Annotated in this window: 25 protein-coding genes; 13 read left to right on the top strand and 12 right to left on the bottom strand. The window is 56.0% G+C overall.

Features of this window, described 5'->3' with window-relative positions; all coding sequences use genetic code 11:
- Nucleotides 1-41 precede the first annotated feature (41 nt).
- The 4 genes from CSC3H3_RS20425 (at nt 42) to CSC3H3_RS20410 (ending at nt 3,717) form a co-directional block, all read left to right on the top strand.
- The gene (locus CSC3H3_RS20425; RefSeq protein WP_101265583.1) at nt 42-770 is read left to right on the top strand and encodes a glutamine amidotransferase-related protein; all 729 of its coding nucleotides are present in this window, start codon (nt 42-44) and stop codon (nt 768-770) included.
- Nucleotides 771-913: 143 nt separating this feature from the next.
- Entirely contained in the window at nt 914-2,662 is a 1,749-nt protein-coding gene (locus CSC3H3_RS20420) for an adenylate/guanylate cyclase domain-containing protein (protein ID WP_101286016.1), read from the top strand.
- 269 nt (nt 2,663-2,931) lie between these two features.
- Complete coding sequence (locus CSC3H3_RS20415; RefSeq protein ID WP_101265651.1) at nt 2,932-3,414, top strand: Hsp20 family protein; 483 nt, start codon at nt 2,932-2,934, stop codon at nt 3,412-3,414.
- Nucleotides 3,415-3,447: 33 nt separating this feature from the next.
- Nucleotides 3,448-3,717, top strand: coding sequence for a DUF1150 family protein (locus CSC3H3_RS20410; protein ID WP_101265580.1), 270 nt, complete (start codon nt 3,448-3,450; stop codon nt 3,715-3,717).
- A gap of 269 nt (nt 3,718-3,986) precedes the next feature.
- On the opposite strand, the gene CSC3H3_RS20405 is transcribed toward CSC3H3_RS20410, so the two are convergent.
- The 6 genes from CSC3H3_RS20405 to cobA all read right to left on the bottom strand — a co-directional run bounded on the left by CSC3H3_RS20405 (nt 3,987) and on the right by cobA (nt 10,341).
- A complete protein-coding gene (locus CSC3H3_RS20405) occupies nt 3,987-5,477 on the bottom strand; it encodes a methyl-accepting chemotaxis protein (protein ID WP_101286015.1) in 1,491 nt (496 codons plus the stop codon).
- 146 nt (nt 5,478-5,623) lie between these two features.
- The gene (locus CSC3H3_RS20400) at nt 5,624-6,061 is read right to left on the bottom strand and encodes a YcgN family cysteine cluster protein (protein WP_101265649.1); all 438 of its coding nucleotides are present in this window, start codon (nt 6,059-6,061) and stop codon (nt 5,624-5,626) included.
- An 83-nt stretch (nt 6,062-6,144) separates the two neighbouring features.
- Nucleotides 6,145-7,659 carry a cobyrinic acid a,c-diamide synthase CobB gene (locus CSC3H3_RS20395; RefSeq protein WP_215907534.1) on the bottom strand — a complete coding sequence of 505 codons (1,515 nt, stop codon included), beginning with the start codon at nt 7,657-7,659 and terminating at the stop codon, nt 6,145-6,147.
- Nucleotides 7,640-8,278, bottom strand: a complete 639-nt coding sequence (locus tag CSC3H3_RS20390) for an SCO family protein (protein ID WP_245881208.1) — start codon at nt 8,276-8,278, stop codon at nt 7,640-7,642. Before CSC3H3_RS20390 ends, CSC3H3_RS20395 begins: the two co-directional genes overlap by 20 nt.
- Nucleotides 8,279-8,537: 259 nt before the next feature.
- Entirely contained in the window at nt 8,538-9,341 is an 804-nt protein-coding gene (locus CSC3H3_RS20380; RefSeq protein ID WP_101286012.1) for a sulfite exporter TauE/SafE family protein, read from the bottom strand.
- A gap of 133 nt (nt 9,342-9,474) precedes the next feature.
- Nucleotides 9,475-10,341 (bottom strand): uroporphyrinogen-III C-methyltransferase, encoded by an 867-nt coding sequence (gene cobA, locus CSC3H3_RS20375; protein WP_101286011.1) that lies wholly within the window; start codon nt 10,339-10,341, stop codon nt 9,475-9,477.
- 290 nt (nt 10,342-10,631) lie between these two features.
- Between cobA and CSC3H3_RS20370 the strand changes: the two genes are divergently transcribed.
- The 3 genes from CSC3H3_RS20370 to CSC3H3_RS20360 all read left to right on the top strand — a co-directional run bounded on the left by CSC3H3_RS20370 (nt 10,632) and on the right by CSC3H3_RS20360 (nt 15,269).
- Entirely contained in the window at nt 10,632-11,738 is a 1,107-nt protein-coding gene (locus CSC3H3_RS20370) for a cobalt-precorrin-5B (C(1))-methyltransferase (protein WP_101286010.1), read from the top strand.
- A 114-nt stretch (nt 11,739-11,852) separates the two neighbouring features.
- On the top strand, nt 11,853-12,650 hold the full coding sequence (locus tag CSC3H3_RS20365) for a cobalt-precorrin-6A reductase (RefSeq protein ID WP_101286348.1): 798 nt from the start codon (nt 11,853-11,855) through the stop codon (nt 12,648-12,650).
- Between the two features lie 471 nt (nt 12,651-13,121).
- Nucleotides 13,122-15,269: a methyl-accepting chemotaxis protein gene (locus tag CSC3H3_RS20360; RefSeq protein WP_172963452.1), complete on the top strand. Its 2,148-nt coding sequence runs from the start codon at nt 13,122-13,124 to the stop codon at nt 15,267-15,269.
- Between the two features lie 176 nt (nt 15,270-15,445).
- Here CSC3H3_RS20360 and CSC3H3_RS20355 read toward each other — a convergent pair whose 3' ends face one another.
- From CSC3H3_RS20355 to CSC3H3_RS20345, 3 genes are read right to left on the bottom strand one after another with little or no spacing between them, the layout of a single operon-like run.
- Nucleotides 15,446-16,741: a TRAP transporter large permease gene (locus CSC3H3_RS20355; protein WP_101265565.1), complete on the bottom strand. Its 1,296-nt coding sequence runs from the start codon at nt 16,739-16,741 to the stop codon at nt 15,446-15,448.
- On the bottom strand, nt 16,738-17,211 hold the full coding sequence (locus CSC3H3_RS20350) for a TRAP transporter small permease (protein ID WP_157831968.1): 474 nt from the start codon (nt 17,209-17,211) through the stop codon (nt 16,738-16,740). Before CSC3H3_RS20350 ends, CSC3H3_RS20355 begins: the two co-directional genes overlap by 4 nt.
- A 56-nt stretch (nt 17,212-17,267) precedes the next feature.
- Nucleotides 17,268-18,272: a sialic acid TRAP transporter substrate-binding protein SiaP gene (locus CSC3H3_RS20345; RefSeq protein ID WP_101265562.1), complete on the bottom strand. Its 1,005-nt coding sequence runs from the start codon at nt 18,270-18,272 to the stop codon at nt 17,268-17,270.
- A gap of 191 nt (nt 18,273-18,463) precedes the next feature.
- Here CSC3H3_RS20345 and CSC3H3_RS20340 point away from each other — a divergent pair, with 191 nt between their 5' ends.
- Nucleotides 18,464-19,360, top strand: a complete 897-nt coding sequence (locus CSC3H3_RS20340) for a dihydrodipicolinate synthase family protein (protein WP_101286008.1) — start codon at nt 18,464-18,466, stop codon at nt 19,358-19,360.
- Between the two features lie 5 nt (nt 19,361-19,365).
- A complete protein-coding gene (locus CSC3H3_RS20335) occupies nt 19,366-20,043 on the top strand; it encodes a GntR family transcriptional regulator (RefSeq protein ID WP_101265559.1) in 678 nt (225 codons plus the stop codon).
- A gap of 43 nt (nt 20,044-20,086) precedes the next feature.
- Here CSC3H3_RS20335 and CSC3H3_RS20330 read toward each other — a convergent pair whose 3' ends face one another.
- The gene (locus tag CSC3H3_RS20330; RefSeq protein ID WP_101286007.1) at nt 20,087-20,998 is read right to left on the bottom strand and encodes a LysR family transcriptional regulator; all 912 of its coding nucleotides are present in this window, start codon (nt 20,996-20,998) and stop codon (nt 20,087-20,089) included.
- A 117-nt stretch (nt 20,999-21,115) separates the two neighbouring features.
- On the opposite strand from CSC3H3_RS20330, the gene CSC3H3_RS20325 reads away from it, so the two are divergent.
- Both CSC3H3_RS20325 and CSC3H3_RS20320 read left to right on the top strand, forming a co-directional pair.
- Complete coding sequence (locus CSC3H3_RS20325) at nt 21,116-21,511, top strand: DoxX family protein (RefSeq protein WP_101286006.1); 396 nt, start codon at nt 21,116-21,118, stop codon at nt 21,509-21,511.
- A 129-nt stretch (nt 21,512-21,640) separates the two neighbouring features.
- A complete protein-coding gene (locus CSC3H3_RS20320) occupies nt 21,641-22,222 on the top strand; it encodes a flavodoxin family protein (RefSeq protein WP_101286005.1) in 582 nt (193 codons plus the stop codon).
- Between the two features lie 184 nt (nt 22,223-22,406).
- Here CSC3H3_RS20320 and CSC3H3_RS20315 read toward each other — a convergent pair whose 3' ends face one another.
- Nucleotides 22,407-23,414: a complex I NDUFA9 subunit family protein gene (locus CSC3H3_RS20315; RefSeq protein WP_101286004.1), complete on the bottom strand. Its 1,008-nt coding sequence runs from the start codon at nt 23,412-23,414 to the stop codon at nt 22,407-22,409.
- A 164-nt stretch (nt 23,415-23,578) separates the two neighbouring features.
- Nucleotides 23,579-24,481 (bottom strand): SDR family oxidoreductase, encoded by a 903-nt coding sequence (locus CSC3H3_RS20310; protein ID WP_101286003.1) that lies wholly within the window; start codon nt 24,479-24,481, stop codon nt 23,579-23,581.
- 291 nt (nt 24,482-24,772) lie between these two features.
- On the opposite strand from CSC3H3_RS20310, the gene CSC3H3_RS20305 reads away from it, so the two are divergent.
- Together CSC3H3_RS20305 and CSC3H3_RS20300 are read left to right on the top strand one after the other, a co-directional pair.
- Nucleotides 24,773-25,648, top strand: coding sequence for a tetratricopeptide repeat protein (locus CSC3H3_RS20305; RefSeq protein ID WP_245881207.1), 876 nt, complete (start codon nt 24,773-24,775; stop codon nt 25,646-25,648).
- A 134-nt stretch (nt 25,649-25,782) separates the two neighbouring features.
- Entirely contained in the window at nt 25,783-26,814 is a 1,032-nt protein-coding gene (locus CSC3H3_RS20300) for a substrate-binding domain-containing protein (RefSeq protein ID WP_101286002.1), read from the top strand.
- Nucleotides 26,815-26,939 lie beyond the last annotated feature (125 nt).

Below are 26,939 nucleotides of genomic sequence, written 5' to 3'. Positions count from 1 at the left end.
TACCTGTGACAGGCAAATTCACCAGCCTTTAAAGGTAGATTATGAAGATCGGCATTTTTGAAACTGGTTTCGTTCCCGAAGAAATGCAGGACGAATTCAAAAGCTATCCCGCCATGTTTGAAAAGATGCTCGGTTCGGTTGACCCGTCGCTTGAATTTCAAAGCTGGTCTGTTCTGATCGACCAGTTCCCGGCCAGCATCCACGATGCCGATGCCTGGATCATTACCGGCTCAAAACACGGTGTTTATGAAAACCTGCCCTGGATGATCCGCCTGCAGGCAATGCTGCGCGACATTGTTGCGGCTGGCATTCCGGTTTTTGGGGTGTGTTTCGGCCATCAGATTCTGGCTGCGGCCATGGGTGGCACCGTTGTCAAATCCGACAAGGGCTGGGGCATTGGCGTTCATGAATATGACGTGGCAAAAGATGCGCCGAAATGGGTTGAAAACGCCCCGGCAGCCATGAAGCTGAATGCGTTTCACCAGGACCAAGTCGTCAAACTGCCGGAAACTGCATCGGTCTGGGCCAGCTCGGATTTCTGTCCCTATGCCGGCCTGAATTATGGCGACAAAGCCGCATCGATCCAGCCGCACCCGGAATTTTCCCGTGCCTATGAAAACGCCCTGCTGCAATCGCGCCGTGGCGAACTGATCGAGGAAGACCTCGCTGTTATCGCGGAAAAGTCGCTTGATAACCCGGTTGATGGCGGAAGCTTCGCCCACTGGCTTCTGGCCTTCCTGAAAGGCGAACAGAACCGCCAGGCTGCCTGATTACAACCGGCAGACCAAAACACCGATAAACGGCGACCGCCCCCCGGTCGCCGTAAATTTTATGTGTTTCAATCATTCACATCTTTGGGTCCGGCCCAACCCCCGATACAGTATTGCAAAATGTATCAGCAACAGGCCGCCCGATGACCACAGAACGACCTGCCCGCCATCCGATCATCGCCAATCTGGCCATCCAGGTTCCCGCACTGCGGCTTTATGCCGGGCTGGTGCTGTTGACCTATGTGCTGATGCACCTGACCAACCATATCTTTGGCCTGATTTCACCCGAAGCCATGGAACAGGCCAATAATTATCTGACCTCGCCCTGGAAATCAGCACCGCTGGAATATTTGCTGATAACCGCGCTCGTCACGCATTTCCTGCTGGCAACCGGGCGTTTGGCACGCCGCCGCAGCCTGCGCCTGAAACCCAAGGAATGGCTGCAAATCACGCTGGGGCTTTTAATTCCCATTTTGCTGTTCCAACATATTCTGGGCACCCGCGTTGCCGAAACCGTTTGGGGGGTTAAACCACCCTATGAACGGGTTTTGGCCGATCTTGCTGTTTTCCGCCCCGACATTGGCCTGCTTCAGGCCGTCGCCCTGATGGTAATCTGGACTCATGGCTGTATTGGCATTCATTACTGGTTGTCGGTAAAACCGTTTTACGGGCGTATCCGGTCGCTTTTGGGGTTTCTGGCCATTGTCATCCCCACCCTGTCACTGGCGGGTTATATGTCGGCGGCCAATACAGTGATTGAACGTGCCGCACAGGGCGGCACGCCCTATCTTGCCAAACTGATCAATGATGCCGGGCGCACGGCCGAATCCTTCGGGTTCTATACCCGCATGTCGGAATACCTGCTGTTTGTGACCATCGCCCTTGCCGCCAGCCCGTTTATCGTGCGTCAGTTGCGCAAGGTGCTTGAACGGGTCCGCACCGCCCCCAGCCTGAAACTGCCCGGCGGGCGCATCGTGCGCCTTACCCCGGGTGCCACCGCACTTGAGGCCCTGCGCGAGGCAAAGGTGCCCATCGCATCGGTTTGTGGCGGGCGCGGCCGGTGCACCACCTGCCGCCTGCATTGCCGCGATGGCCTGGGCGACCTTCCTGCCCCCAACGCCATTGAAAGTGCCGCCCTGCGCAGCATCAACGCGCCCGAAGAATGGCGCCTTGCCTGCCAGATCCGCCCACGGGCCGACCTGGCCATTACCCCGCTTCTGCCTGCCAATGCCACGGCAAGCGATGGCAGGCGCCCCGGCGGGCTTAGCGGCAGTGAAAGGCAGGTCGTGGTTATTTTCACCGACCTTCGGGATTCGACCAAACTGGGCGAAACCAAAATGCCCTATGATGTGCTGTTCATTTTAAACCAGTTTTTCGCCGAAATGACCGAAGCCCTGCGCACCACCGGCGGCCATTATGCCCAGTTTACCGGCGATGGCCTGATGGCGCTTTACGGGCTGGAAGACCGCAATATCCGCCGGGCCATTGAAAATGCCATTCGCGGGGCGGGTGAGATGCTGGCACGAATCGACAAGCTCAATAACCAGCTTAGATCCGAACTTCCCTTTGAATTGCGCATTGGTTTGGGCATTCATGTTGGTGATGCCATTGTCGGGGAAATGGGCCCGCCGCGCCGCGAACAGATCAGCGCGATTGGCGATAGCATCAACACCACCGCGCGCCTTGAATCCAAATGCAAGGAACATGGCGTGCCCCTGATCATTTCCGAGGATGTTGTGCTGCGGGGGAAATTACAAATCCCCGAAGGAACAAACCTGCACCGGGAATCGTTACGCGGTAAAGACCGCGAAGTTGCCTATTACGCCCTGAGCAGTCTGCCCGCGATCACCGCACGCCACGAAAAACAGCTGGCAAATGCCCCCGCCGAATAATCCCTGATCATAACTTTGCCAGGGCCGGGCACAGGGGAATCGTCTGATCTGCCCCATCGTGGCTTTGCAGGGGCGTGATATGCATGCACATCCGGGCTGCCTGTTAAATGGTGCACTGCGGATGGGGCTTGACTATCACGCCCAAAATAACATGTAATTATAAGGAAAGTGCGTCTTTGGTGCCGGTCGACCGGGCCAGGGCAGACAGATGCCGAAAGGATCTGATCGGTTGCACGCTCGCTCAGTCAGAGGAGGTGAAAGTCATCGCCATGTCGCGTATTTCAATGTTTAACAGCCCTCTCCTTCTTGGTTTTGATCAGATCGAACGCGTTCTTGATCAGGTTTCGAAAACCAAGGCCGAAGGCTACCCGCCCTACAATATCGAACAGATCGGTGACAACCATATCCGTATCACCGTTGCCGTTGCCGGGTTCTCCGACGATGACCTGTCGGTAACGACCGAGGATAACCAGCTGATCATTCGTGGCAAACACCAGGAAGATGAAAGCAACCGCGTCTATATCCATCGCGGCATCGCTTCCCGGCAGTTCCAGCGCTCCTTCGTTCTTGCCGAAGGCATCGAAGTGGTTGGCGCCCATCTTGATAACGGTTTGTTGCATATTGACCTGAACCGTCCGGTGCCTGAACCGGTTGTTCGTGAAATTGCCATCAATTCGAACCGCAAAAAAAGCGTGCCGTCGCGTACCATCGACATGCGGATGGATGACGACGCAAATGATACAAATATCTAAGGAGCCGCAAGGCCAGTACAAGGAGTGGTTCAAATGAGCAATCGCATCACAGACCATGAAGACGCAGAAGGCGTCATCCCGGCCGAGCAGGACCTGCATATGCTGTCATCGGGTGATTTTGCCATGCTGGGCATTCAGGATTTTGCCTATGTCCGCAAAATGGACAACCCGGAAGACAGCGATGCCGCCCGCATCTATGCGGTCTTTACCGCCGATGGCACCCATATCGCATCGTTTGAAAGCTATGCCGTTGCCTATGCCGCGATCCGTCAGCACGATATGGAACCGCGCTCGGTCCATTAAGGCCAATTAACGTTAGCCATCACATCAGATGTGATCGGTTTTCGGCCCCTTATGCCAGCAGCATTGCGTGCCGCCGGACAGGAACAGGCATTCGGGTAAAATACCCTCAAATCAAAAGGCAGCCCAAAACCGGGGCTGCCTTTTTTGATGTATGCAAGCATTCAAACATGTCTGACCAAAACGGGTCATAAACGAAAAACAAAGAAAGGGCCGCTTGATGGCCCTTTCCTGTGTAATTCTGACCGTGCCAGCCAACCGGTCAAACCGGGTTAACGGGCCAAAATCTCGGCGGCTTCGCGGGTACGGTTTACCGATGTTGCCACCGAACCGGCCGATTTCTGAATATCGCCAATATTGCGCGAAACGGCTTCGACCGTGTGGCGCATCGACTGGATATTTTGCGAAACACCGTCAGTCACTGCACTTTGTTCTTCAACGGCGGACGAAATATTGGTCACGCTATCACGCACCATTTCAACCGAATTGCGGATCGTCCCCAGCGCATCCACCACTTCGGTCGTGATCGACTGAATACCGGAAATTTCCTCGGCAATCTGGTCGGTCGCGCGGGCGGCCTGGTTGGCAAGGTTTTTAACCTCGTTGGCAACCACGGCAAAACCCTTGCCCGCATCACCGGCACGGGCCGATTCAATGGTGGCGTTCAGGGCCAGCAGGTTGATCTGCCCGGCAATATCCTGAATCACCTCAACGATATTGCCCATCGCGGCGACCACTTCGGACATGCGCTGGGTCGATGAATCCGCAGCGACCGTCTGTTCAAACACCCGTTCGGTCGCGCTGCGCGATTGCGCCATGCTGCGTGAAATTTCTGCAATCGATGCGGCAAGCTGTTCGGCACTGGTTGCCACCGTATGCACGGTTTCCGAGGTATCGGTTGCGGCTGTCACGGCATCGGTCGCGGTATTGCCCAAAATCTCGATATTCACATCAATATCCGAGAAATTGTTATCAATCATGGACTTAAGCTCGATCAACAGATTGACCTGTTCGGTCACATCGGTTGCAAACTTGATTACCTTGAAAGGCTTGCCCATCGGGTCCAGCACGGGGTTATAGGATGCCTCGATCCAGACAACCTGCCCGTTTTTGGCAACACGTTTATATTGGCCCTGCTGGAATTCACCCTGCTTAAGGGCCCGCCAGAAATCGGAATATTCCCGGGTGCCTTTAACACCGGCTTCCACAAACATGCTGTGATGTTTGCCCTCGATATCGTTTAAACGATAGCCAAACAGGGCAAGGAATTTCTGGTTGGCCGTCAGGATCTTGCCATCAAGGTCAAATTCAATAACCGCCTGCGCCTTGTTGATTGCATTATAAACACTTTGCAAAACAGCGCGTTCCTGGCGGCGTTCGGTAATGTCGGTAGCAAATTTGATCACCTTTACCGGCACACCACGGCCATCAAGCACCGGGTTATAGCTGGCTTCCATCCAGACATCCTGGCCCTTTTTATTCACGCGGCGAAACGCGGCACTCTGAAATTCGCCAGAACGCAGCTTTTTCCAGAAGGCATGATATTCCGGGGTATCGCGTTCTTCGACCGGGACAAAAATGCTGTGTTGCTTGCCCACAATTTCCGACAGCGTATAGCCCGTAAGTGCCAGAAAATTCTCATTCGCGCTCAGAATGCGTCCATCCATCGAAAACTCGATTGATGCCATAGAAAGGTTCAGTGCATCCAGAACCTGCGTGGCATCCTGGGTCTTGCCCGACTGGAAAATCCGCGAAAACACCATAACCGTTCCACCTTAAAGAATACCGGGTCCATGCCCATAACGGGCAACGAAACAACTTTAGAATAGCTATACTATATATTAGTATATGCTGCGAGTCAGAAAAAGAACTAACGGTTGTTTTTTTCTGCCCGGAAATCCGCAGAAACTCAGGACGGCCAGTCAACGATATAGCGTTCAAGGTCCGGATGGGCATCCAGCTCGGACACTACCCTTCCAGATACAGACATGCCCGCCCTGATCGTTGATTGCCGATCCCCCGTCACCAGCGGGTGCCATTCGGGCAAATCTTCACCATCTCGTAACAACCGGTATGCACAGGTCGATGGCATCCAGTCGATCTCGTCAATATTGTCTTTTGAAAGCTGCACACAGTCTGGTACATGCTGTTTGCGATCGGGGTAATCACTGCATTGGCAACTGTTGCAATCAAGCAAACGACAGGCGACCGATGTGTAAAAAAGCGTATCGGTGTCTTCGTCCTGCAATTTGTGCAAACAGCATTTGCCGCAGCCATCGCAAACCGATTCCCATTCGTCCCGGGTCATTTCTTCAAGACGTTTGGTTTTCCAGAAAGGCAAAGTCATTTCAATATCCACTATCAGGCCGCCAGCAAAAGCGCCTGTGCATTTAGGTGTTTACGATCCGATATGGAAAACAGATCGGGCTTCTAACAGATCAGATGAAAAAAAGATCCAAAGACCGAGCCTTTTTGCAATCCGCATGGGCCAAGATCACGATTATCAGCCGTGCGCGCATTTAGCCAGCCTTCGCCATCGGCGCGAATGGTACTGGCATAATGAAATTCATGCCCCCGCAAAACGGCCCCCACATTCCCCAACGGGCATTGCTGGCGAATATCAACCAGCCGGTAGCCCAGATGCAAACGGCGCTGGTGAAAACTGGTTTCCAATGGCAACAACCCCGCCATTTTATGGGAAATGCCATCGCCATCGACCAGACAATCGCCCAGCACCATATAGCCACCGCATTCGCCATAAACGGGCAGGTTCCGCCGGGCCGCATCGTGCAACCCGTCCAGGAAACAGTCCGCCGCGGCCAATACCGCCCCATGCAGTTCAGGATACCCCCCTGGCAAATAAACCGCATCGCAGCCCTGCGGTGGTGCCTCGTTTGCCAGCGGTGAAAAAAAGCTGATTTTCACCCCCACAGCCTGCCACCCGGCAATCAGATGCGGGTAACAAAAGGCAAAGGCATCGTCACGTGCCACGGCAATATGCTGGCCCAGCGGCGCAATCGTTACCGGGGCGGCATATTTCGCATCATTTTGCGCGGACCGTGCCACATCACCGGGAACAGCCGCACCGTTATCCTTGGGCGCAACGGCCTGGTCCTGCACCTGCGATCCTGCCTCAGGCAGGTGATCCCTGCCGTCATCACCATCCGTATCATTCGTGCCATCATTGCCATTCGTGCCCACTGCGCCAGCTACGCGGCCATGGTCTATACCTTGCGTACGCACCAGCCCCAGCAACGCGTCAAAGTCAATATCCCGTGCCATAATCGCACCGGCACGTTCCAGAAACACTTCCAGTTCGGGGTGTTCACCGGCCTGCACCAGTCCCAGATGCCGTTCGGGCAGGGCAAGGTCATTGCTGCGCATCACCGCACCGATAATGGGAATATCAGGCACCGCGCGCGCGCAGGCATCCATGATCATATCCCGGTGGCGGGGGCTGCCCACGCGGTTCAAAATAACCCCGGCAATTTGCACATCGGGGCGGAAATTGGCAAAGCCCTGAATAATCGCCGCTGCCGATGCCGCCTGTCCGCGCACATCAACCACCAAAACCACCGGCCAGTCCATCATGGCGGCAAGGTCCGCCGACGAACCACCCCCGCCTGCCGCCCCGTCAAACAGGCCCATGACCCCTTCACACAGCACAAACCGCCCATCGGCAGATGCGCCAACATGCCAGCGGGCAAGATCGCGGATGGCATCCTGCGTCATCGCCCAAGGGTCAAGATTGATGCAGCGTCGCCGGCTTGCCGCATGCTGAAAGGCCGGGTCGATATAATCCGGCCCGGCCTTGGCAGCAGCAATGGCAATATTCCGGTTGGCAAGGGCGCGCAAAATCCCCAGCGTCACAACGGTTTTGCCGCTATTGGATGCCGGGGCCGCGATCAGCAGGCCGGGAATATGGTCAGCCCTGGGTTTCGACAACTTTTGCAATGCCTTCGGCAATTTTTTCGGGCGGTTCGCCATAATTGAAATGGCGAACATAGGCACCGTTTTTACCCATCAGATAAATAAAGGACGAATGATCAACCAGATAGGTATCCGAATCCTTCGGTTCACCATCGGCAAAGGCCTTGGCGTAATAAACGCGATAGGCTTTTGCCGCTGCACTGGTTTGCTCCAGCGTACCGGTCAGGCCAATCAGGCGCGGGTGGAAATGCGGGACATAATCGGCCATGGCCGCAACCGTATCGCGTTCCGGGTCAACCGAAATGAAAATCGGCTGGACCTGCTTGGCAATATCGGCGGGCAACTGGTCCATCGCATTGGACATGGCCTGCAATTCGGTCGGGCACACATCGGGGCAATAGGTATAGCCAAAATAGATCAGCATATACTGGCCGCGAAAATCCTGTTCGGTTCGCGCCTTGCCATTCTGATCAACCAGATTGAACGGCCCGCCAATAGTGGCAACACCCGATGAACTGGTCTGGCCGCCATTTTCTGCGTTAATGTCGCGCCCCATATTATAAAGGCGAAAGCCAAAACCAAATGTCAGTACGACAATAATGGCAATGATAATCAGCCAGGTTTTTCTATCCACGTCTTGCCCGTCCTTGCATTTGGGGTCGTACCACCTGGCACTATAAAATGCCTGCCCGTGGTTTCAAGGTTTTGGCCGACCCGTTTCTGTTATTCCAATTCTCAAATCCTGCGCGGAATCCGGCCTGTCTGGCACCTATTCCCGCAAATCTTGTCATCCTGCCCTTGGCCGCGTATCTGTGCGGCAAACCCACAAACACGGCTGGCAATACCAATCGCAGCCCCACCGCCACACTGCCACACCATAAAGCACTGGCCTGTCAGGCGATCTGATGCCAGGCCAGCATGGCCAGCACCACCGCATTTGCCACCATCAGCCCCCGGCCGACCGGGGCCATAACACCGCGAAATTTCCGCGTGGCATACTGGCCGATCCAGCCTGTTGCAAACAGCATCGGTACGGTGCCAAGGCCAAAGGCCGCCATAACCATGCCGCCCGAAAGTGCTGAACCACCTGCCGCCGCCAGCACCAGCGCCCCATATATCAGGCCACAGGGAATAAAACCCAGCAACACACCCAGCACATAGCCCCGCAAACCGAAAGGCGCACTAAAAAACGGCCCCAGCCGCGCGGTAACCTTGTGGTTCCACCATTGCGCCAGCCCCGATGATGCACCTGCTGTGCGCGCCGCCGCACCAGGCAACAGGCCCCCAATATGGGGCACCAGCCCGGAAATGCCATAAATCAGGAAAAATACCGCCGCCACCGATAATAAAACCGGGCCAATCCACCATACACGCGCCAGCGCCGAAATACTGTCGGTAAAAAATCCGGCCAGAACACCCAGGAAAATATATGTCGTTAACCGACCGAAATGATACGGAAACAGGGCCGCCCCCGTCAGGCGGCGAAATTCCGACATTTTATCCAGCGGCATTTTTTCCATGCGTGCCGTCACCTGGCTGACAACAAATGGCCCGCACATACCCACACAATGGGTGGCACTGCCCACCAGCCCGGCCAGCAAAGCCGTCACCATTACGCCGCCATCCTGGCGCACAGCACTACTGCACTGTGCCCAGCCACTTTCAATAATGCGGATCAGAATTTGCTGTTCGTCCATTGGTCTACCTGCTACCGGGGCATTGCCCAAACTTGCGGCGATTTTGCCGGGCGCATGACCAAAGAACAACGATATATATCAATCCCCACCCAATGAAATTGAATGGTTCAACACTTTATCAGGATACGGGCACTTAGGCCGGTTTATCATCCCCTGCCGGTGTCGTGATCAGTTCCAAAATCTGGTCAAAGGCAACATGGCGCACCTCCGATACATCATCCTGCGGCGACAGCCAGTTTAACCGGTCACGCAAATCAACCACCTTGCCAACAATGCAAATTGCCGGGGGTTCAAGTTGCGCGCGTGCAATGTCGGCGGCGGCATCTTTCAGGGTGGTAATCAGCAATTGCTGATGGGGCGTTGTGGCCCGGCTGATAATGGCAACCGGTTCATCTGCCGGGCGGCCATGATCCATCAGGCGGGTGGCAATACGGTCCAGATGCTTCATTGCCATATACATCACCAGCACCTGTGACCCTTCGGCCAGCGACGCCCAGTTAATGTTATCAGGCACATCACCGCTGGCCCCATGGCCGGTAACAAAGGTTACCGCCGAATTGCAATCGCGGTGCGTGGCCGGAATCCCGGCATAGGCCGCCCCGGCAATCCCGGCTGTAATGCCCGGCACCACCCGGAACGGAATGCCATGTTCCACCAGTGTCAGGCCTTCCTCGCCGCCACGGCCAAACACAAACGGGTCCCCGCCCTTCAGGCGCAAAACGCGTAAACCCTGCTGGGCCAGCGCCACCAGTTCCAGGGAAATATCGGTTTGTTTGGCCGACGGGCGCCCGCCGCGCTTGCCGGCATATACCCGTTTGGTATCCGGGCGCAGCAGGTTTAAAATCCGGTCATCGACCAGCGCATCATAAACAACAATGTCAGCCTGCTGCATGGCGTTAACGGCATGAAGGGTCAGCAATCCGGGGTCGCCCGGCCCGGCACCTACCAGCCAGACCCAGCCTGCTTCAAATACCGGAAAATCAATACCAAGTGCTGTCATGCGCCAAACTTACCCGCGTTTCAGGGACATATCGCCCGCCCAGGCCCGTTGCAATTGCAGGCCGTGGCAAACATCTTACACAGGAATAGTCATCGCAAGGCAACAGATAAATCCAATTTTTTATGGTATTATAAAAAATACAACATTCCGATTGTGTTTTAATATCTTGCGATTGCGCAATGGCAGCCCATTGGTGAAAAGGCTAGCATAGGCAAAGCGAAGGATTGATCCTTGCGCCGCGCCAGCCCATAACTTGGCCGAATGCATTTTACAGGAACCCTGCCCGCCCCATGACCCGCAAACCCGACGGCCCGCTTCGCAAAGGATGGACAACCGGGGCCTGTGCCACGGCGGCCACCCGTGCGGCCTGGCAGGCAATATTGTCAGGGGCGTTTCCCGACCCGGTTGGCATTACCCTGCCGCGTGGCGAAACACCGCAATTTGCCCTGGTCAAAAAGGAAACCGGGCCGGGTTGGGCACGTGCCAGCATCATCAAGGATGCCGGCGATGACCCCGATGTTACCCATCAGGCCGAAATCATCGCCACGGTGCGCCAGGCATCCACGGGGGCCGGTATTTCATTTCATGCTGGCGCTGGGGTTGGCACGATCACCAAGCCCGGCCTGCCTTTGCCGGTGGGGGAACCGGCCATCAACCCCAAACCCCGCGAAATGATGACGGTGCAAATCCTGGAACTGGCCGCCGAATTTGGCGTGCGCCCGGATGTTGAAATTGAAATTTCCATTCCCGGCGGCGCGGAAATCGCCCAAAAAACCTGGAATCCGCGCCTGGGCATCATTGGCGGGCTTTCGGTGCTGGGCACAACGGGCGTTGTTATACCCTTTAGCTGTTCGGCCTGGATCCATTCCATCCATCGCGGGGTGGATGTTGCGCGTGCCACCGGCCGCCATCATGTTGCCGGGGCCACGGGCAAAACATCGGAAAGCGCGATCAAGGCGATATATGGCCTGCCAGACGAAGCCCTGCTTGATATGGGCGATTTTGTCGGCGGCATGCTGAAATATCTGCGGCGCAACCCGGTGCCCAATGTCACCATTGCTGGCGGTTTTGGCAAACTGGTCAAACTGGCACAGGGCCACCTGGACCTGCATAGCAGCCGTTCACAGGTGGATATGGAAAAACTGGCCCACACCGCCGCCGCAATTGGTGCCGATACTGCCCTGTGCGATGCCATCCGCACCGCCAATACCGCCCGCCATGTATTGGAACTTTGTGCTGCGCAAAGCGTTGATATAGGTAACATAATCGCCAGACAGGCACGCGAGACCGCCATGGCAACCATTGATGGTGCCTGTGCGATCGAAATTGTTATTTTTGACAGGCAAGGCGGCATGGTGGGGCGCGCCGGGCGGCTTGAAACCCCGTCTTCCCCCTGACAGCCCCGTTCCGGGGCTGATTTGGCATCATTAATTGCCATTGCGCGTTCCGTTCTCACCCGCCTGCCATTCCGGCCTGTTTGGCGCGCCAAAAACAAAGGATACCGTTTGCCAATGCCCGATCCCGACCTGCGCCTGAAAAACCACCTTTCCCCGTTGAATGTTCTGGTCTTTGGGGGAACCGGTGATGCCAACCGCATCACAAGCGAACTTCTTGTCAGGTTTGGATCACATATCCGTTTGCAGCTATCCCTTGCCGGGCGCACCAGCGCACCCAACCTGCCCGATGGCGTGCCAGTGCGTATTGGTGGCTTTGGCGGGCCGGAAGGCATTGTCAAAAGCCTGCAAAGCGATGGTATCGACCTGGTGATTGATGCCACCCACCCCTTTGCCACGCAAATTTCCGCCCATATTGCCGATGCCTGCAAACAGGCTGGTACGCCCTGCATCCAGTATCACCGTGCGCCCTGGATCGCACAGCAAGGCGATCACTGGATCAATGTGCCCGACATTCAAACCGCGGCAGCAAAACTGCCGTCCATTGGCAAACGCGCGCTGATCGCCATTGGCCGCCGCCACCTGCACTGCTTTAACGACCTGCATGATTGCTGGTTGCTGGTCCGCACGGTCGAGGCCCCCAATCACCCGTTTGACCTTGCCAATGGCGAATGGCTGTCGGCACGCGGGCCTTTTTCGCCCGAACTGGAACGCGAACTGCTGGAACGCCACGAAATTGATGTTGTCGTCACCAAAAACAGCGGCGGCGACGCCAGCGAAGGCAAACTGATTGCCGCACGCGAACTGGGCATTCCCGTTATCATGATCGATCGCCCGCCATTGCAGGCCGTTGATTACGCCACCAGCACCGAAGAGGTCGTGCAAAAAGTCGCCCAGCAGCACACCGCACAATAACGGCCGGGCAGGGTTAGACACAACCCACCCCCCATTACGATATCGCAACAAACAGGCTGGCAGGGTCAATACAGGGCAATTACCCCATGACCCCCAGATGAATAAACAGGGCCGAATCCCCGTATGGGTGGATTCGGCCCTTGTGTATTTTACATGTCGAATATGTGACATTTTCTGCGGCAAACCCGCAGATTCCTGCAGTTTCTGCGACAGTTATTATACCTTAAATTGTGATATACCCGCCAAAAACCGCCCCAGCGTGAATTTTGGTTAAACTCCTTGCATGGCCGCATCCGAGACGGAATATATCAAAAGCCATGATTGGCATGCATGCGTTCGACGGGGGATGTATCGGGGGCCGCACCCTGCCACATATGCCGGACGACACTGCAGAAGGGGGATTACATCCATGTCGCTAGAATGGCGCCAATCGCCGCACGACGACATAAACATGTAAATGGGGATCTTGGAATGACGGGTCGTCTTGGTCTGCGCGGGCGTCTGATGCTTGCCATCGTGCCGATTGCGCTGCTGGCTGCAAGTGCAGCAGGGATTGGTATTTTTTCGTTTGAAGCCACGCGGCAACAACAAAACACGGTTTCAGAAGAGGCAATTCCCGCCCTGATAACCGCCCAGCAGCTTTATGCCAAAACCGATTCCCTTACCGCGATCGGCCGCATGGTCGCCGCCGCCGAGAACCAGGATTCCGTCAATAGTGCATCGGCCAACCTTGAATCCGTGGAAAACGCGATCAGCGACGATATCGCACGCCTCGGCCAGCTTGGCGTTGATGCCGAAATCCTCAACAGCTTTTCAAGCAAGACAGGCCAGCTTGGCAGCAATATCCGCCTGCTCAGCGATACGCGCATGTCCCTGTTTTCCCTGGGCGCAACACTTGGCGAACGGGTTGAACAAAATGCCAAGGCCGCAGCCGATATCGAACTGCTGGCCAATGATCTGGGCATGAATGCCTCGATGGATCTGACCGACAATGCCAGCTCGCTTTATTCCCTGATCGGCAGCCCCGATCAGACATCGGCGGCCTTTGAAACCCTCAATACCCTGCTTGATGTCAATGCCGTCAATGTCCAGAATATGGGTGATCTGCGCGCCAATGCCTTTCAAATCCCCGCAACCGGCGACCAGGTCGTGGCGGCCAACAGTTTTGAAGCCCTTGATCGCGTCAAGTTCCGCGCCGATCCGCTGCTGACCCAGTTGCAAAAAGGCGTTGAACGCATCGCCGATGACGATGAAAAGGCCCACGGGCAAAAACAGTTCGACATCATCCATGCCAATCTGAACCCCAATGCCGATCAGAACCTGTTTGATCTGCAACGCAAACGGCTGGAAACCATTGATACCGTCGAAGATATCCTAAGCCAGAATAACAGCATCTCGGCCGATATTGCGCAAAGCGCGCAACAGGTCCTCGAACAGATGCAAAACAAAATCGACAATGCCAACCGCGCGGTCGAGGAAACCATCGAAGCCTCGAAAACCGTGATGATTGCGGTGATCCTGGCCGTCATCGTCATTTCCGGGCTGATCCTGTGGCTATATGTCCAGCGCAACCTGCTGCGCCGCCTGATTGGCCTTAACCGCGCCATGGCCCGCCTTGCCGGGGGTGATTTGAACACACCTGTCATCGATAAGGGCCGCGACGAAATTGCCGATATGGCCGTGGCGGTTGAAACCTTCCGCGAAAACGGGCTGGAAGCGCAGCGCCTGCGCACCGAAAACGAAGCCGCCGAAGAACGCGCCGAACAACTCCGCCGCCAGACCCTGCTGGAAATGGCAGACGGTTTTGAAACCACCGTCAATACCCTGGTGTCCGAACTGGTCGAAGCCGCAGGCGACATGGGCAACACCATGAGCAAGATGGCCGATAATGCGGGCAATAACGTTGCGCGTGCCATGGAAGTCACCAATGCATCCCAGGATGCATCGCGCAATGTCAGCTCGGTTTCATCCGCGACCGAGGAACTTTCCGCCTCCGTCCGGGAAATTGAACGCCAGATCAGCAAGGCCGAGGAAATTTCGCAAAATGCTGTTGATCAGGCCCGCCGGTCGGATGAAACCGTGCGGCAAATGTCGGAAACCGCATCGCGCATTGGCGAAGTCATCGACCTGATCACCAATATCGCCGATCAGACCAACCTTCTCGCCCTGAATGCCACCATCGAAGCCGCCCGTGCGGGTGATGCCGGCAAGGGATTTGCCGTTGTGGCGGGCGAAGTCAAAAACCTTGCCACCCAAACGCAGCGCGCGACCGACGATATTGGCCGCCAGATCGAAGAAATGCGCACCGTAAGCAACGATGCCGTTGAAATGATCTCTGCAATCGCCCATACCATTGGCGAAATGGATGTGATTTCGGCTTCTATCGGGGCGGCAATGCGCCAGCAGGGCGCGGCCACCGGTGAAATCGCCAGTGGCTCCGAAGAGGCGGCAAATGGCGTGCGCCATGTGTCGGACAATATGGAAAGTGTTTCGCACACGGCCAATATGGTTCAGGACCTTGCCAGCCATGCCCGCGAAGTTGCAGGCGAACTGCTGCGCAAAACGCAGAACCTGCAGCTAGAGGCCAACAATTTCGTCAGTCGCGTTCGCGCCGACTGACAACCGGCAAGAAGCCGGACTGGTTTGCATTATATGCCTGGTTTGCCCCAGCCCGGTTCGGCTTTGCCCTTTGGAGAGCCTCCAAAGGGCGCCAAGACAAAACCCCCGCAGATCACTGCGGGGGTTTTGTTATTCAGTCTCGCATATTAAGGGCAATGGGCTTTAAGGCGGAATAATTACCCGCCATAGCCAAACATGCGTGGCAACCACAATACGATGGACGGGATCAATGTCATCGCCAGCAGGGCCAGCAACAGCACAAAGATAAACGGCCAGATTTCGCGAATGATATCGCGCAGCGGAATACCGGTAACGCCATTCAGAACAAACAGCACCACACCATAAGGCGGTGTCACCAGCCCGATCATGATATTGACCGTAATCACGACGCCAAAATGCACCAGGTCAATGCCCAGCATCTTGGCAGCAGGCAGGAACAGCGGCACCACAATCAAAAGCAGGGTCGTGGCATCAAACAGGCACCCCAAAAGCAGGATCAGCACGTTAACGCCAAGCAAAAACACCAGCGGCGACATTTCCAGCCCGGCAAGCTGACCGGCCACCATCGAAGGCACATTTTCACTGGCAACCAGGTAATTCAGCACCAGTGCAGATGCGATGATCAAGCCCACGACCGAGGTCGAACGCGCCCCATCAAGCACCAGTTTGTAAAATTCCTTCCAGCTCAGCGAACGATAGAACACCACCGACAGCACCAGGGCATAAACTGCCGCAACGGCGGCGGCCTCGGTCGGGGTAGTCACACCACCGTAAATGCCATACAGCAGGATCACCGGTAACATCAGGGCCGGGAAGGCCCGCATGGTCAGGCGCGGAATATCGCGAACCGGCACCGCTTCGTCACGGGCAAAATTGCGCCGGCGTGCGGTGATGGCATTCAAAATCATCAGAACAAGCGCCAGCAGCAACCCCGGTACGATCCCGCCCAAAAACAGATACCCGATAGAGGTATCGGAAATCAGCGCATAAAGGATCATGGGAATGGACGGCGGAATGATCGGGCCAATCACGCTGGAAGCAGCGGTCAGGGCAGCGGCATATCCCGGCGGATAGCGGTTATTGCGGCACATCAGATCAATGATCACGCGGCCAATGCCCGCTGCATCGGCAATCGCCGAGCCCGACATGCCCGAAAAAATCAGGCTGGCCAGCACGTTCACATGGGCAAGGCCCCCGCGCATACGCCCGACAATCGCCACGCAAAAATTCAGCAGCCGGTCGCTGATCGTACCGGCATTCATGAAATTCGCCGCCAGAATAAACAGCGGCACCGCCAGCAGGACATAACTGTTAAACAGGCCATTCAGTGCCTGTTCGGCCACCAGCCCCACATCCTGCCCGGTCATGAAAAGATAGGCGATCGAACTGGCAAAGGCCGCCAGCGAAATGGGCATGCCAATCGCGCCCAGCAGCAAAAATCCGCCAAGGCTAAACATAAAGGCCAGGCTCATGGCAGGTCCCTTTGTTCTTCTTCATCCCCGGCAATGGCGGCTACTTCATCCTGCCAGCGGCGGGTAAACAGCCGATACAGCGACATCGCGGATCGGATGACCACCGCAATGATAAAGACCGGGAAGATCGCATAAATGTAATTCAGTGGAATGCGCGTGACCGGGGCTTTTTCGATATGCATGAACTGCACATAATCGACAATCACCGGCAGGCCCGCGGCCATGGCAACACCGATGCATAAAATGCCCAATATCGCCATCACCCGCTTCTGGCGCGGGTTTGCCATTAAAAACAGCATGTTGAACGATACATGTTCGCTATCGCGCAACAGAAAGGCCGACGTCCAGAACACCAGCCAGATATATAGAATAACGCAGACTTCCACCGTCCAGCCAAGCGGCGCATTCAGGACATAGCGTGAAAAGATCTGCAAAAGAAAGGTCGCGAACATCACGATGAACAATGTCACCGCGATGCCCTCGCAACCTTTTTTCATTATGGATCGAAATGATCGCACAACCAGGCTCACTTAACTGCGTTGATGCGCTCGACAATGCCTTCCGGCCAGTCTTTGGCAAATTCGGAATCCAGGTAGTCCTGCTGCACTTTCTTGCGGAAAGCATCAACATCGGGTTTGTAAACCTTCAGGCCCTGTTCCTTGAAGAAATCCAGAAGCTTGGCTTCGTCAGCAATACGGTTTTCATTGTTATAGGCCGTCGCTTTCTCGGCAGCTTCATGCACCAGCTTTTGCTGGTCTTCGCTCAGCTCGTCATAGGTGCTTTTGGCCATCGACAGGAAAACTGCGTCCACCAGATGGTCGGTCAGAACAATCTGGTTGGTGACTTCATAGAATTTCGCGGCTTTGACGGTCGGCAGCGGGTTGTCCTGGGCGTCGATCGTGCCGGTCTGAAGGCCGGTATAAACTTCGCCAAATGCCAGCGGGGTTGCATTGGCGCCAAGGGCATTGCCCAAAAACAGCCACGCATCCGAACCGGGCATACGCAGTTTCACACCGGCAAGGTCCGCCGGGGTTTCGATTTTCTTGTCACCGCGAATGTCAAGTTCACGGGTGCCAAGGTAACCCACATCAAGAATCTCGATATTCATGTCATCGGCGACCATCTGGTAAAATTCCTTACCGATGTCGCTGTGGAAGACGGCGCGCTGATGCTGCGGATCGCGGATCAGATAACCTGCCGTAAACACGGACCATGCCGGAATCTGCTTGGCAATGTCCTGTGCCGAAATCATCGCCATATCCAGGTTGCCGCGCTGCATCGCTGCGGGTTCCGTGCCCTGTTTGAACAGGCTGGCATTCAGGTGGATTTCAACATCGAACTGGCCCGGCGCCTGCTTTTCCAGCTCGTCTTTGAAAACGGTCAGCATTTTGGCATGCCAGTCGCTGTCAACCGCCGGGGTCGAAATGCGCAATTTGACCGGATCAGCCATCGCCGAGGTCGCCGCACCGGAAAATGCAAGAATCGCTGCTGCCGCGATACCGGCTGTGTATTTGGGTAGATGTTTAAGCATTTAAGGTCCTCCCGTGGACTAATTACCTGATGTTTCTCGTTTATTATTCTTTTTGGATGGCTACCGGCGGAAAATCAACCAGGTTTATAGCGCCAACAAACATATTGTATAACTAACATGTTAGTGCTACACAACACTTAATCCACCAACAACAAACACTATTTCGGGCTATTGCCTGACTGGAACGCTCCATGACTTTTGACAAGACCCGCCCCTTTGGCATTTCCGCCGCACTGACCACCCCGTTCAATGCGGCTGGCAATGTCGATATCGCCCTTCTGGTAAGCCATGTGCAGGATGCCCTGGCAAAGGGCTGCACTTCGGTAACGCTGGGCGGTACCACCGGCGAAGGCCCGTCGCTTTCACAGGAAGAAAAGGTTGCCGCGCATAATGCCATGACGGCAGCCGGCGTTCCGGCCGACAAAATTGTTTTTGCCATTATCGAATCATCGCTGCCCAATGCCGTGGCATTTGCCCGCCAGGCCGCCGAACTTGACAGCGCGCATATCCTTCTTGCGCCGCCTTATTATTTCAAGGGCGTTGCCGATAGTGGCCAGCTTGCCTGGTTCCGCGCCTTTCTGACCGAAATTGCCCCCACCGGCCTTAAGGTGATTCTCTATCATATCCCGCAGGTTACCGCCGCCGCCGTTACCCCCGATATGGTTGCCGAACTGAAAAAGGACTTCCCGGCCCTGATTACCGGCGTCAAGGATTCCGCTGGCAACTGGGACAACACCGAAGAACTGTTAAAACGCTTCCCCGATCTTGATATTCTGATCGGCGACGAACGCCTGCTGGCCAAGGGTGTGGCCCTGGGTGCTGCCGGTTCGATCAGCGGTGTTGCCAATTTCCGCCCGGACCTTCTGACGGCGATTCTGGCAGGTAAACCGGCCGATCCGCGCCTGCCCGAACTGGTCGAAGCCCTGCTGCAATACCCGGTAACACCAGCAGTAAAGGCACTGGTCGGGCATTTGGGTGGCCAACAATCCTGGCTGGCCGCACGCGCGCCCCTTGCCCGCTTAAGCCCGGCACAGTATCAAGCCCTTGCAAAACGTTACGACGAACTGTTCGCATCGCCAACGAGGTAAGAAAAATGACAGAAGCCGCCCGGCCCAGAGGAGAACGCAGCCTTCGCAGCCGCGCCTATGACAGCTTTACCGAGCGGCTTCTGGCCCGCGACATTTTGCCCGGGCAATTTCTGTCGCAGCGCGAACTGGTCGAAATTACCGGCATGCCGCTGGGCGCGATCCGCGAACTGGTCCCGCGCCTGGAGGCGGATGGCCTGATCACCACCGTTCCCCAGCGCGGCATGCAGGTCGCCCATATCGACCTGGATCTGGTGCGAAACGCCTTTCAGCTTCGCATGTTTCTGGAGCTGGAAGCCGCTGCCCTTTTCACCATCAATGCCACCGATGACATGATTGGTGAAATCCGCCAGGCCCACGAAACCGTTTTGCGCGATGCCGAAAAAGGCATCACCCCGGACCTTCTGGAACGCGCACAGGCCGTCGACTGGTCCCTGCATGACTGCATTATCGATTCGCTCAATAACGCCATCATTTCCAATGTCTATCGGGTCAATTCGGTTAAAATCCGCCTGATCCGGCAGGAACGGTTCCGTCTGAACGAAAAACTTCTGACCACCGTGATGAATGACCATCTCGAAATCATTTCCGGCTTTGAATCCCGCGACCCTGATCGCGCCGTCAATGCCCTGCGCAGCCATCTCGACAATGCCCGTGGCCGTGCCCTTGGTCTGGGCGAGATGTAAGGTCAAATTACCCCGCCGCCCCATGCCGTTGAATATCAACGCCCTATTGCAGATAGGGCGTCATCACCCCTTCCACCCAGTTCATAAAGGCCCGAACACGGCGTGATAAATTGCGCCGATGCGCCACAACAAGGGCCACATCTAACGGCGATGGTCGCAAATCTGGCAGGATTTCAACCAGCTCGCCACTTTCAAGATGCGGCCTTATCCCCGCATAAGCCGCCTGCATCACCCCCAGCCCGGCCAGACCGGCGGCCTCATATGTCTGCACGCTATTGACATGCAGCGCACCGGCCAATGGCATGGATGCATAGCCTGAACCATCTTCTAACGGATATTCCCAGCCATAGGGTTTTGCCCCCAAATTCTGGCTGTAATGGATGGCCCGGTGCCCCTGACTGCGCAAATCATCAAGGGTTCGGGGGGTGCCCATCCGTGCAAGGTAAGCCGGGCTGGCCGCATTGATCATGCGCATTTGCCCCAATGGCCGGGCAACCAGGCTGTCATCCCCAATCGGGCCAATGCGCAGCACACAATCAAACCCTTCCTGCACAAGGTCCACCTTACGATCCGTGCTCGACAGTTCCAGTTCCAGTTCCGGGTAGCGTGCCATGAAATCGGGCAAGGTGGGGATAATCGCCTTCCAGGCCACCCCTGTTGGCACATCAACCCGCAGCCTGCCACGCAAGGCAACATGTTCACCCGAAAACATCGTTTCCAGATCATCCATATCGGCCAGCAACGCACAGGCGCGTTCATAAAATGCTTTGCCATCTTCGGATAATTGCACACTGCGCGTTGTCCGGTGCAAAAGCCGCGCGCCAACATCTTCTTCCAGCTTGCGAATAACGGTTGATGCCCGCCCTTTTTGAATCCCCAAAAAGTCCGCAGCCTGGGTAAAACTGCCCATTTCCGCAACCCGAACAAAAATCAGGATCGGCTCCAGGTTATGCATCCGGCACCACCATTGTTTATCATTGAAATAACAATGCGTTCATTTTTGCATAATTTATTGCATTCATAAAACACTATACCGTCGCACCCAAATTGAAGCATTCTTCAAGGAGGGTTCATGCCCGACATTTCCCAAACACCCCGTACCCTATGGATTGGCCGGGCCGCCAGTGGGCTGGTGGTGATCGCGCTGCTCCTCGATGGCGCATCACAGTTCCTTGCCCCGGCAAGCATCGCCGCCATGATGCAGGAAACCGGCTTTGACATGGCTTTAACCCCGGCATTGGGCAGCATCATGCTGGGATGCGCCATTTTATACGCCCTGCCTGCCACACGTTTTCTCGGTGCCATTCTGGTCACCGGGTTTCTGGGCGGGGCAATTTGCGCCCATTTCCGGCTGGGCGAAATCGGGTCCGCCCCGCAAATCGCCTCGCTTTTGCTGGGGGCCTTAACCTGGGGTGGCCTTTACCTGCGCGATCCCCGCCTGCATCCGCTTCTGCCCCTTACCCGCTAGCACCTTTCATGCGCTTCCCAACGACAGGGCTGTTTCATAGCGAACACCAATGCTGGCACCCCGCCCTATCGCATTTCCCCCACCCCCCGCTTTTCCGTCGCGTTACGCGGCCCATAACAGGAAATCACAATGACCCATCCCCAAATCACCACCGCCATTGTCTATCATTCAGGGTATGGCCACACACAACGGCTGGCCGAGGCCGCCGCCCAAGGGGCCGAATCGCAAGGCACTGCCGCCCTGATCGCGATTGATGCCGACGGCAATATCCCTGACGATGCCTGGACCATTCTTGACCGTGCAAACGCCATCATTTTCGGTTCGCCAACCTATATGGGCGGGCCAAGCTGGCAGTTTAAAAAATTCGCCGATGCGTCTTCAAAACCGTGGTTTGAAGAAAAATGGAAAGACAAAATCTTTGGCGGCTTCACCAACAGCGCCAGCATCAATGGCGACAAGCTTAACACCCTGCAATATTTTGCCCTTCTGGCCGGGCAGCATGGCGGCATCTGGGTCAGTCTGGCAATCAAACCGGCCAATCTGAAATCATCCAAACGCGATGACCCCAACCGGATGGGGTCCTATATCGGGCCAATGGCACAATCCGATGCCGATGCCGCCCCCGATGAAATGTCCAAGGGCGATCTGGAAACCGCGCAAAGCTATGGCGCGCGCGTCGCCCACATCGCCAGCCGGTTTACCAAGCCATAAGACCCGCATGCATCCCGCAAGCGCAAACAAGGCAAAGAAGACAAAACCCACGCCCGTTTAACGGCAAAGCCTGACAAAAACACCCCGCCACATTTCTATGGCGGGGTGCTTCATTTTGTATCACGGCATTTTGTCAGTCAGCACCAAATCAGAAAGGTGCCGCCATCAAACCCGCCCAACCGGTTTAGGTGAAACGGCGGAACTCGCCACTTTTGCGCGGCGGGCGGAAGCGTTTCAGATAGGCCGGGGCAACGGTTTCAATGCAGTTCGGCACGATTCCCAGATCGGCAAAGGTTTTTGCATCGTCAGACACGACATTGTCGGTCTTGAGCATACGGACCTGATCAGGGGTCAGCGGCGGTTTGGGCAGGAACTGCAGGAAAAACGCCTTGATCGATGCCAGCCAGAACGGCACCGGCAGCAGGCAGACGCGCTGGCGGGTCAGTTCGCGCATATCTTCAAGGATCTGCAGGAAGCTGTATTTTTCCGGTCCACCCAGTTCAAAGGTTTCACCAGCCAGGGTTTTGTCTTCGACAGCCTTGAAAAAGGCATCGGCAACATCGCCAACATAAACCGGCTGGAATTTCGGGCCACCTTCGCCAAAGAAATCGATCGACCCTTTACCAAGGTCAACCTGCGGCAGGGCCGGGGTGCCAACAACCGGAATAAACGGCAGAACACGTGCCATGGCGGCAAATTTGTTCAGGAAGTTGTCTTCCGGGCCGAAAATAACCGACGGGCGGAAAATAACAGCTTCGGGGAATGCCGAACGAACGGCCTTTTCACCGGCCAGCTTCGAGGTAGCATAAAGCGAATGCGGGTTCTTGTTCGCGCCCAGGGCGGACATGTGAACAAGGGTTTTCACACCGGCGGCCTTTGCGGCCTCGGCAATGTTTTTCGCAGCAACAACATGCATGTTCATGAAGCTGCGCGAACCGCGTTCATACAGAACACCAACCAGATTGATCACCGCATCGGCACCGTCAACAGCACGACGGATCGCTTCCGGGTCGCTCACATCGCAATGAACCGGAACCATCTGTCCCAGATAGCCCATCGGCTTGAGTTTTTTGGTGCGTTCAAAAAAGCGGGTCGGGACACGTACATTGTACCCGGCTTCCAGCAGGCGCTTGACGATATAGCGCCCGACAAAGCCGCTGCCGCCAAATACGGTGATGATACGACGATCCATTGTAAATTCTCTCCTCGTCGGCCTCTCGGGTCCGCGCTGATGGCGCGCCAGGGGATGGCTGCCCAGTCAGGGGGGTGGGAACCGTCACGGGTATGCGGTTCCCTTTGATACATCTGTCAAAGGGTTATATACGACGCAAAAGCCCCGTCAACAATGTGGTTTTGTCAATTTTCGCCGACATCGCCTGTGCTTTTGCGCAAAATGTCGTCCAAAAGCGCCTGCAACCCGGCCTGATAATCCGCATAACGCAGGTTTACACCCAGTTCCCGCTTGATCCGGCCATTATCCACCCGCTTGTTATCTTCATAAAAACTGGCTGCCATCGGGCTAAGCGATGCGGTTTCAAAGGTTTCTTCGGCAGGCGGGTCCATGCCCAGAAGGCCGCAGGCATAGGCAATCACATCCTGCGGCGGGGCGGCATCGTCATCGCACACATTATAGGCCGCACCTGCATGGGGCCTCTCAATAGCCGCCAGAACAGTCCGGGCGATATCCTCGACATGGATGCGCGAAAAAACCTGCCCTTCCTTGACAATGCGCCGTGCCCGGCCCGAACGCACCGTTTCCAGCGCATTGCGCCCCGGCCCGTAAATACCCGCCAGCCGAAAGGACTGCACACACAAATCATGGCGCAGCCCCAGGTCAAACCAGGCCTTTTCCGCTGCCACCCGCCGACGCCCGCGCTTGCCACTCGGCAGAAGCTCGCTTTCTTCGGTCACGACATCGCCATTGCGATCACCATAAACCCCGGTGGTCGACAAATAGCCAATCCATGTTTGTGCAGGCAATGCTGCCAGATCGGCACGGTGATGGTTCAAAACCGGGTCGCCATTACCGCCCGGCGGGGTGGACACCAGCACATGGGTTACGCCTTCAAGCGCATTTGCAATATCGCCCACCGGCAGGCCATCATCAAACTGCCAGGGGGTAATGCCTTCGGCCTTCAGGGCATCAAATTTTTCCGTGCTGCGGGTGGTTCCAGCAACCTCCCAGCCTTCGGCCCGCAATTTACGTGCGACCAGCCGGGCGCTAAAGCCGGTGCCAAAACAGAAAAGCTTGTTGGACATATAAGGGGCCTTGTTGCTTGCGGGCAGGAATAAACCTGATTTTCCCGCACAGTAGGGTTTTTCAATGGCGATTAGAAGGAGTCTCTTCGGTCCCCTGCCATGAAATCCATCGCCATCCCCCTGCTGCCTGCCCCTTAAAAACTGTTTTAAAAATCAAAATATGGGCAAAAGGCCGGGTTTTCGGGAACACAATCATCTTGTTGCCGTTTTCATCGCATGGGATGCAGGCAAATCGGCTATCATTGCGCCGACCAGCGGCCCCTTAATGCCATGACACATAATGAGGAATCCATGCCCGGACGTAACGTTTCATCTTTTTCCGGTCTTCGCCGACTGTCCATGCTTACAGCCGTTAGTGCCGGAATGATCGGGGCATTTACCGGAAGCCTTGTTTTGGCACCCAGTCTGGCCATGGCGCAAAGCCAGCCAGCCGTAAACGCCCAAACCGATGCCGCACACCAATATGCCGCCTGCCTGAAACTTGCGCGCCTGAAACCGCAGGACGGTTATGACAGCGCCAGCCAGTGGGCCGATATGGGCGGCGGCGAACCTGCCGAACATTGCGCCGCTGTCGCGCTGATCGGGCTGGGCGACTACACCCAGGCCGCCACCAAGCTTGATACCCTCGCCGATAAAAGTTCATCAAGTGCCGACATCGTTGCCGGTTTTCTGGGCCAGGCAGCCCAGGCCTGGACAATGGTCAATAACCTGCAATTTGCCTGGCGTGACCAGACCCGCGCGCTCAAGCTGATCGACAAGGACCCGACCCTGTGGGTGGACCGCGCCGTAACGCTGGGTATGGCCGGGCAATATTGGGAAGCAATCGACGATCTGAACAAGGCGCTGGACCTTGACCCCAATAATGTCGAGGCACTGGTGTACCGTGGCAGCGCCTGGCGCGCCCTTGAAACCTATGACCTTGCACGGGCCGATATTGACCGCGCCCTTGAATTGCAGCCCGACCATTTGCAGGCCCGCCTTGAGCGCGGCAACCTGAACCGCATTGCCGGCAACAAAAAAGCCGCCCGTGAAGACTGGCTGGCCGTGATCGAACAGGCCGATGGCACCCCTGCTGCCAAGGCCGCGCGCGACAATATCGAAAAGATGGATGTCGATTCAGAAAACGGTAACGCCAAGATGATGGAAGAAAACGCCAAGAAGAACTAGTCTCTCAGGACTTTCACCTTGTGATATTCAGGGCTGCATGTGGCAAAACCGGCGCAAGACATTTGCATCTTGGCGCATTTTGCGGCAAAGCAGCCCTTTGAATTGAAAATCCTGTGACTGCATCGGGGGAAAAGATGCGCCGTTCTGTCTGTTCTGCTGTTATTGCCCTGGCCTTCGGGGCGGCGTTTAGTGCTGGCACTGCCCAGGCCCGCGACCAGATTCGCATTGTCGGGTCATCCACACTGTATCCTTTGACTGCCAAGGTCGCCGAACATTACGGCAAAACCACCGGCAAACCGGCCCCCGTTGTCGAAAGCACGGGTTCAGGTGGTGGTTTCAAGCTGTTTTGCGGCGGTATTGGCGAAGAATTCCCCGATATTGTCGATGCATCCCGCCCGATCACCGGCAGCGAACGCGCCGTATGTGCGGCCAATTCGGTGCGCAATATCTCCGAAATCCGCATTGGTTATGATGGCATTGTTCTGATCGGCTCGCGCGAAGCACCATCCATGAAGCTAAGCCCGCGCCAGCTTTATCTGGCATTGGCGCGGACAGTGCCGGTTCAGGGTGCCAGCGTTCCCAACCCCTATCAGAAATGGTCGGATATCGATGCCGACCTGCCCGATCTGCCCATCCGTGTTTACGGCCCGCCGCCCACATCGGGCACACGTGACCTTTTGGGTCAGCTTTTGATGGATCGGGGCTGCAAGACCTTTGCCGATATTGCCGCGATGGAAAGCACCGAACCCGATAGCTTCCGCCTGCTATGCCGCACCATGCGCGAAGATGGCGCCTATATCGAAGCCGGTGAAAACGACCGCCTTCTGATCAGCAAGCTTGAAAAAGACCCCACATCCTATGCCGTGATGGGTTTCAACAACCTTGAACGCAATTCAAATTCGCTGCAGGGCATTCCCATTGCCGGTATCATGCCGGAATATGAAACCATCCTTGATGGCAGCTATCCCGGTTCGCGCCCGTTATTTTTATATATCAAGGACGACCACCGCCAGCTTGTCCCCGAACTTTCAGCCTTTGTTGCCAGCTATGTATCCGATGGCATTATCGGTGAAGAAGGCCTTCTGGTGAATAACGGCCTGGTCCCCCTGCCCGAAAGCGAACGCGCAGAAGCCCTGGCCGAAGCCCAGAAATTCATTGCACAATAACCACAAAATGGCCTGACGCCAAAGCGTGCCAGGCGGTAATGCCCGATAGCCTTGGATAGAAAAAACAGGCCCCGCCAACCCGGCTGGGCCTGTTTTTATATGGAAAACCGGTATTCATGACCGCT

This window comes from Thalassospira marina, from assembly GCF_002844375.1.
In the GTDB taxonomy this organism is placed as follows: domain Bacteria; phylum Pseudomonadota; class Alphaproteobacteria; order Rhodospirillales; family Thalassospiraceae; genus Thalassospira; species Thalassospira marina.
This window is presented reverse-complemented; position numbering and strand designations above follow the sequence as displayed.

Coding starts and splice junctions, on each gene's coding strand:
- CSC3H3_RS20425 (WP_101265583.1), top strand. CDS start 42: ATGAAGATCGGCATTTTTGAAACTGGTTTCGTTCCCGAAGAAATGCAG.
- CSC3H3_RS20420 (WP_101286016.1), top strand. CDS start 914: ATGACCACAGAACGACCTGCCCGCCATCCGATCATCGCCAATCTGGCC.
- CSC3H3_RS20415 (WP_101265651.1), top strand. CDS start 2,932: ATGTCGCGTATTTCAATGTTTAACAGCCCTCTCCTTCTTGGTTTTGAT.
- CSC3H3_RS20410 (WP_101265580.1), top strand. CDS start 3,448: ATGAGCAATCGCATCACAGACCATGAAGACGCAGAAGGCGTCATCCCG.
- CSC3H3_RS20405 (WP_101286015.1), bottom strand. CDS start 5,477: ATGGTGTTTTCGCGGATTTTCCAGTCGGGCAAGACCCAGGATGCCACG.
- CSC3H3_RS20400 (WP_101265649.1), bottom strand. CDS start 6,061: ATGACTTTGCCTTTCTGGAAAACCAAACGTCTTGAAGAAATGACCCGG.
- CSC3H3_RS20380 (WP_101286012.1), bottom strand. CDS start 9,341: ATGGACGAACAGCAAATTCTGATCCGCATTATTGAAAGTGGCTGGGCA.
- cobA (WP_101286011.1), bottom strand. CDS start 10,341: ATGACAGCACTTGGTATTGATTTTCCGGTATTTGAAGCAGGCTGGGTC.
- CSC3H3_RS20370 (WP_101286010.1), top strand. CDS start 10,632: ATGACCCGCAAACCCGACGGCCCGCTTCGCAAAGGATGGACAACCGGG.
- CSC3H3_RS20365 (WP_101286348.1), top strand. CDS start 11,853: ATGCCCGATCCCGACCTGCGCCTGAAAAACCACCTTTCCCCGTTGAAT.
- CSC3H3_RS20360 (WP_172963452.1), top strand. CDS start 13,122: ATGACGGGTCGTCTTGGTCTGCGCGGGCGTCTGATGCTTGCCATCGTG.
- CSC3H3_RS20355 (WP_101265565.1), bottom strand. CDS start 16,741: ATGAGCCTGGCCTTTATGTTTAGCCTTGGCGGATTTTTGCTGCTGGGC.
- CSC3H3_RS20345 (WP_101265562.1), bottom strand. CDS start 18,272: ATGCTTAAACATCTACCCAAATACACAGCCGGTATCGCGGCAGCAGCG.
- CSC3H3_RS20340 (WP_101286008.1), top strand. CDS start 18,464: ATGACTTTTGACAAGACCCGCCCCTTTGGCATTTCCGCCGCACTGACC.
- CSC3H3_RS20335 (WP_101265559.1), top strand. CDS start 19,366: ATGACAGAAGCCGCCCGGCCCAGAGGAGAACGCAGCCTTCGCAGCCGC.
- CSC3H3_RS20330 (WP_101286007.1), bottom strand. CDS start 20,998: ATGCATAACCTGGAGCCGATCCTGATTTTTGTTCGGGTTGCGGAAATG.
- CSC3H3_RS20325 (WP_101286006.1), top strand. CDS start 21,116: ATGCCCGACATTTCCCAAACACCCCGTACCCTATGGATTGGCCGGGCC.
- CSC3H3_RS20320 (WP_101286005.1), top strand. CDS start 21,641: ATGACCCATCCCCAAATCACCACCGCCATTGTCTATCATTCAGGGTAT.
- CSC3H3_RS20315 (WP_101286004.1), bottom strand. CDS start 23,414: ATGGATCGTCGTATCATCACCGTATTTGGCGGCAGCGGCTTTGTCGGG.
- CSC3H3_RS20310 (WP_101286003.1), bottom strand. CDS start 24,481: ATGTCCAACAAGCTTTTCTGTTTTGGCACCGGCTTTAGCGCCCGGCTG.
- CSC3H3_RS20305 (WP_245881207.1), top strand. CDS start 24,773: ATGCCCGGACGTAACGTTTCATCTTTTTCCGGTCTTCGCCGACTGTCC.
- CSC3H3_RS20300 (WP_101286002.1), top strand. CDS start 25,783: ATGCGCCGTTCTGTCTGTTCTGCTGTTATTGCCCTGGCCTTCGGGGCG.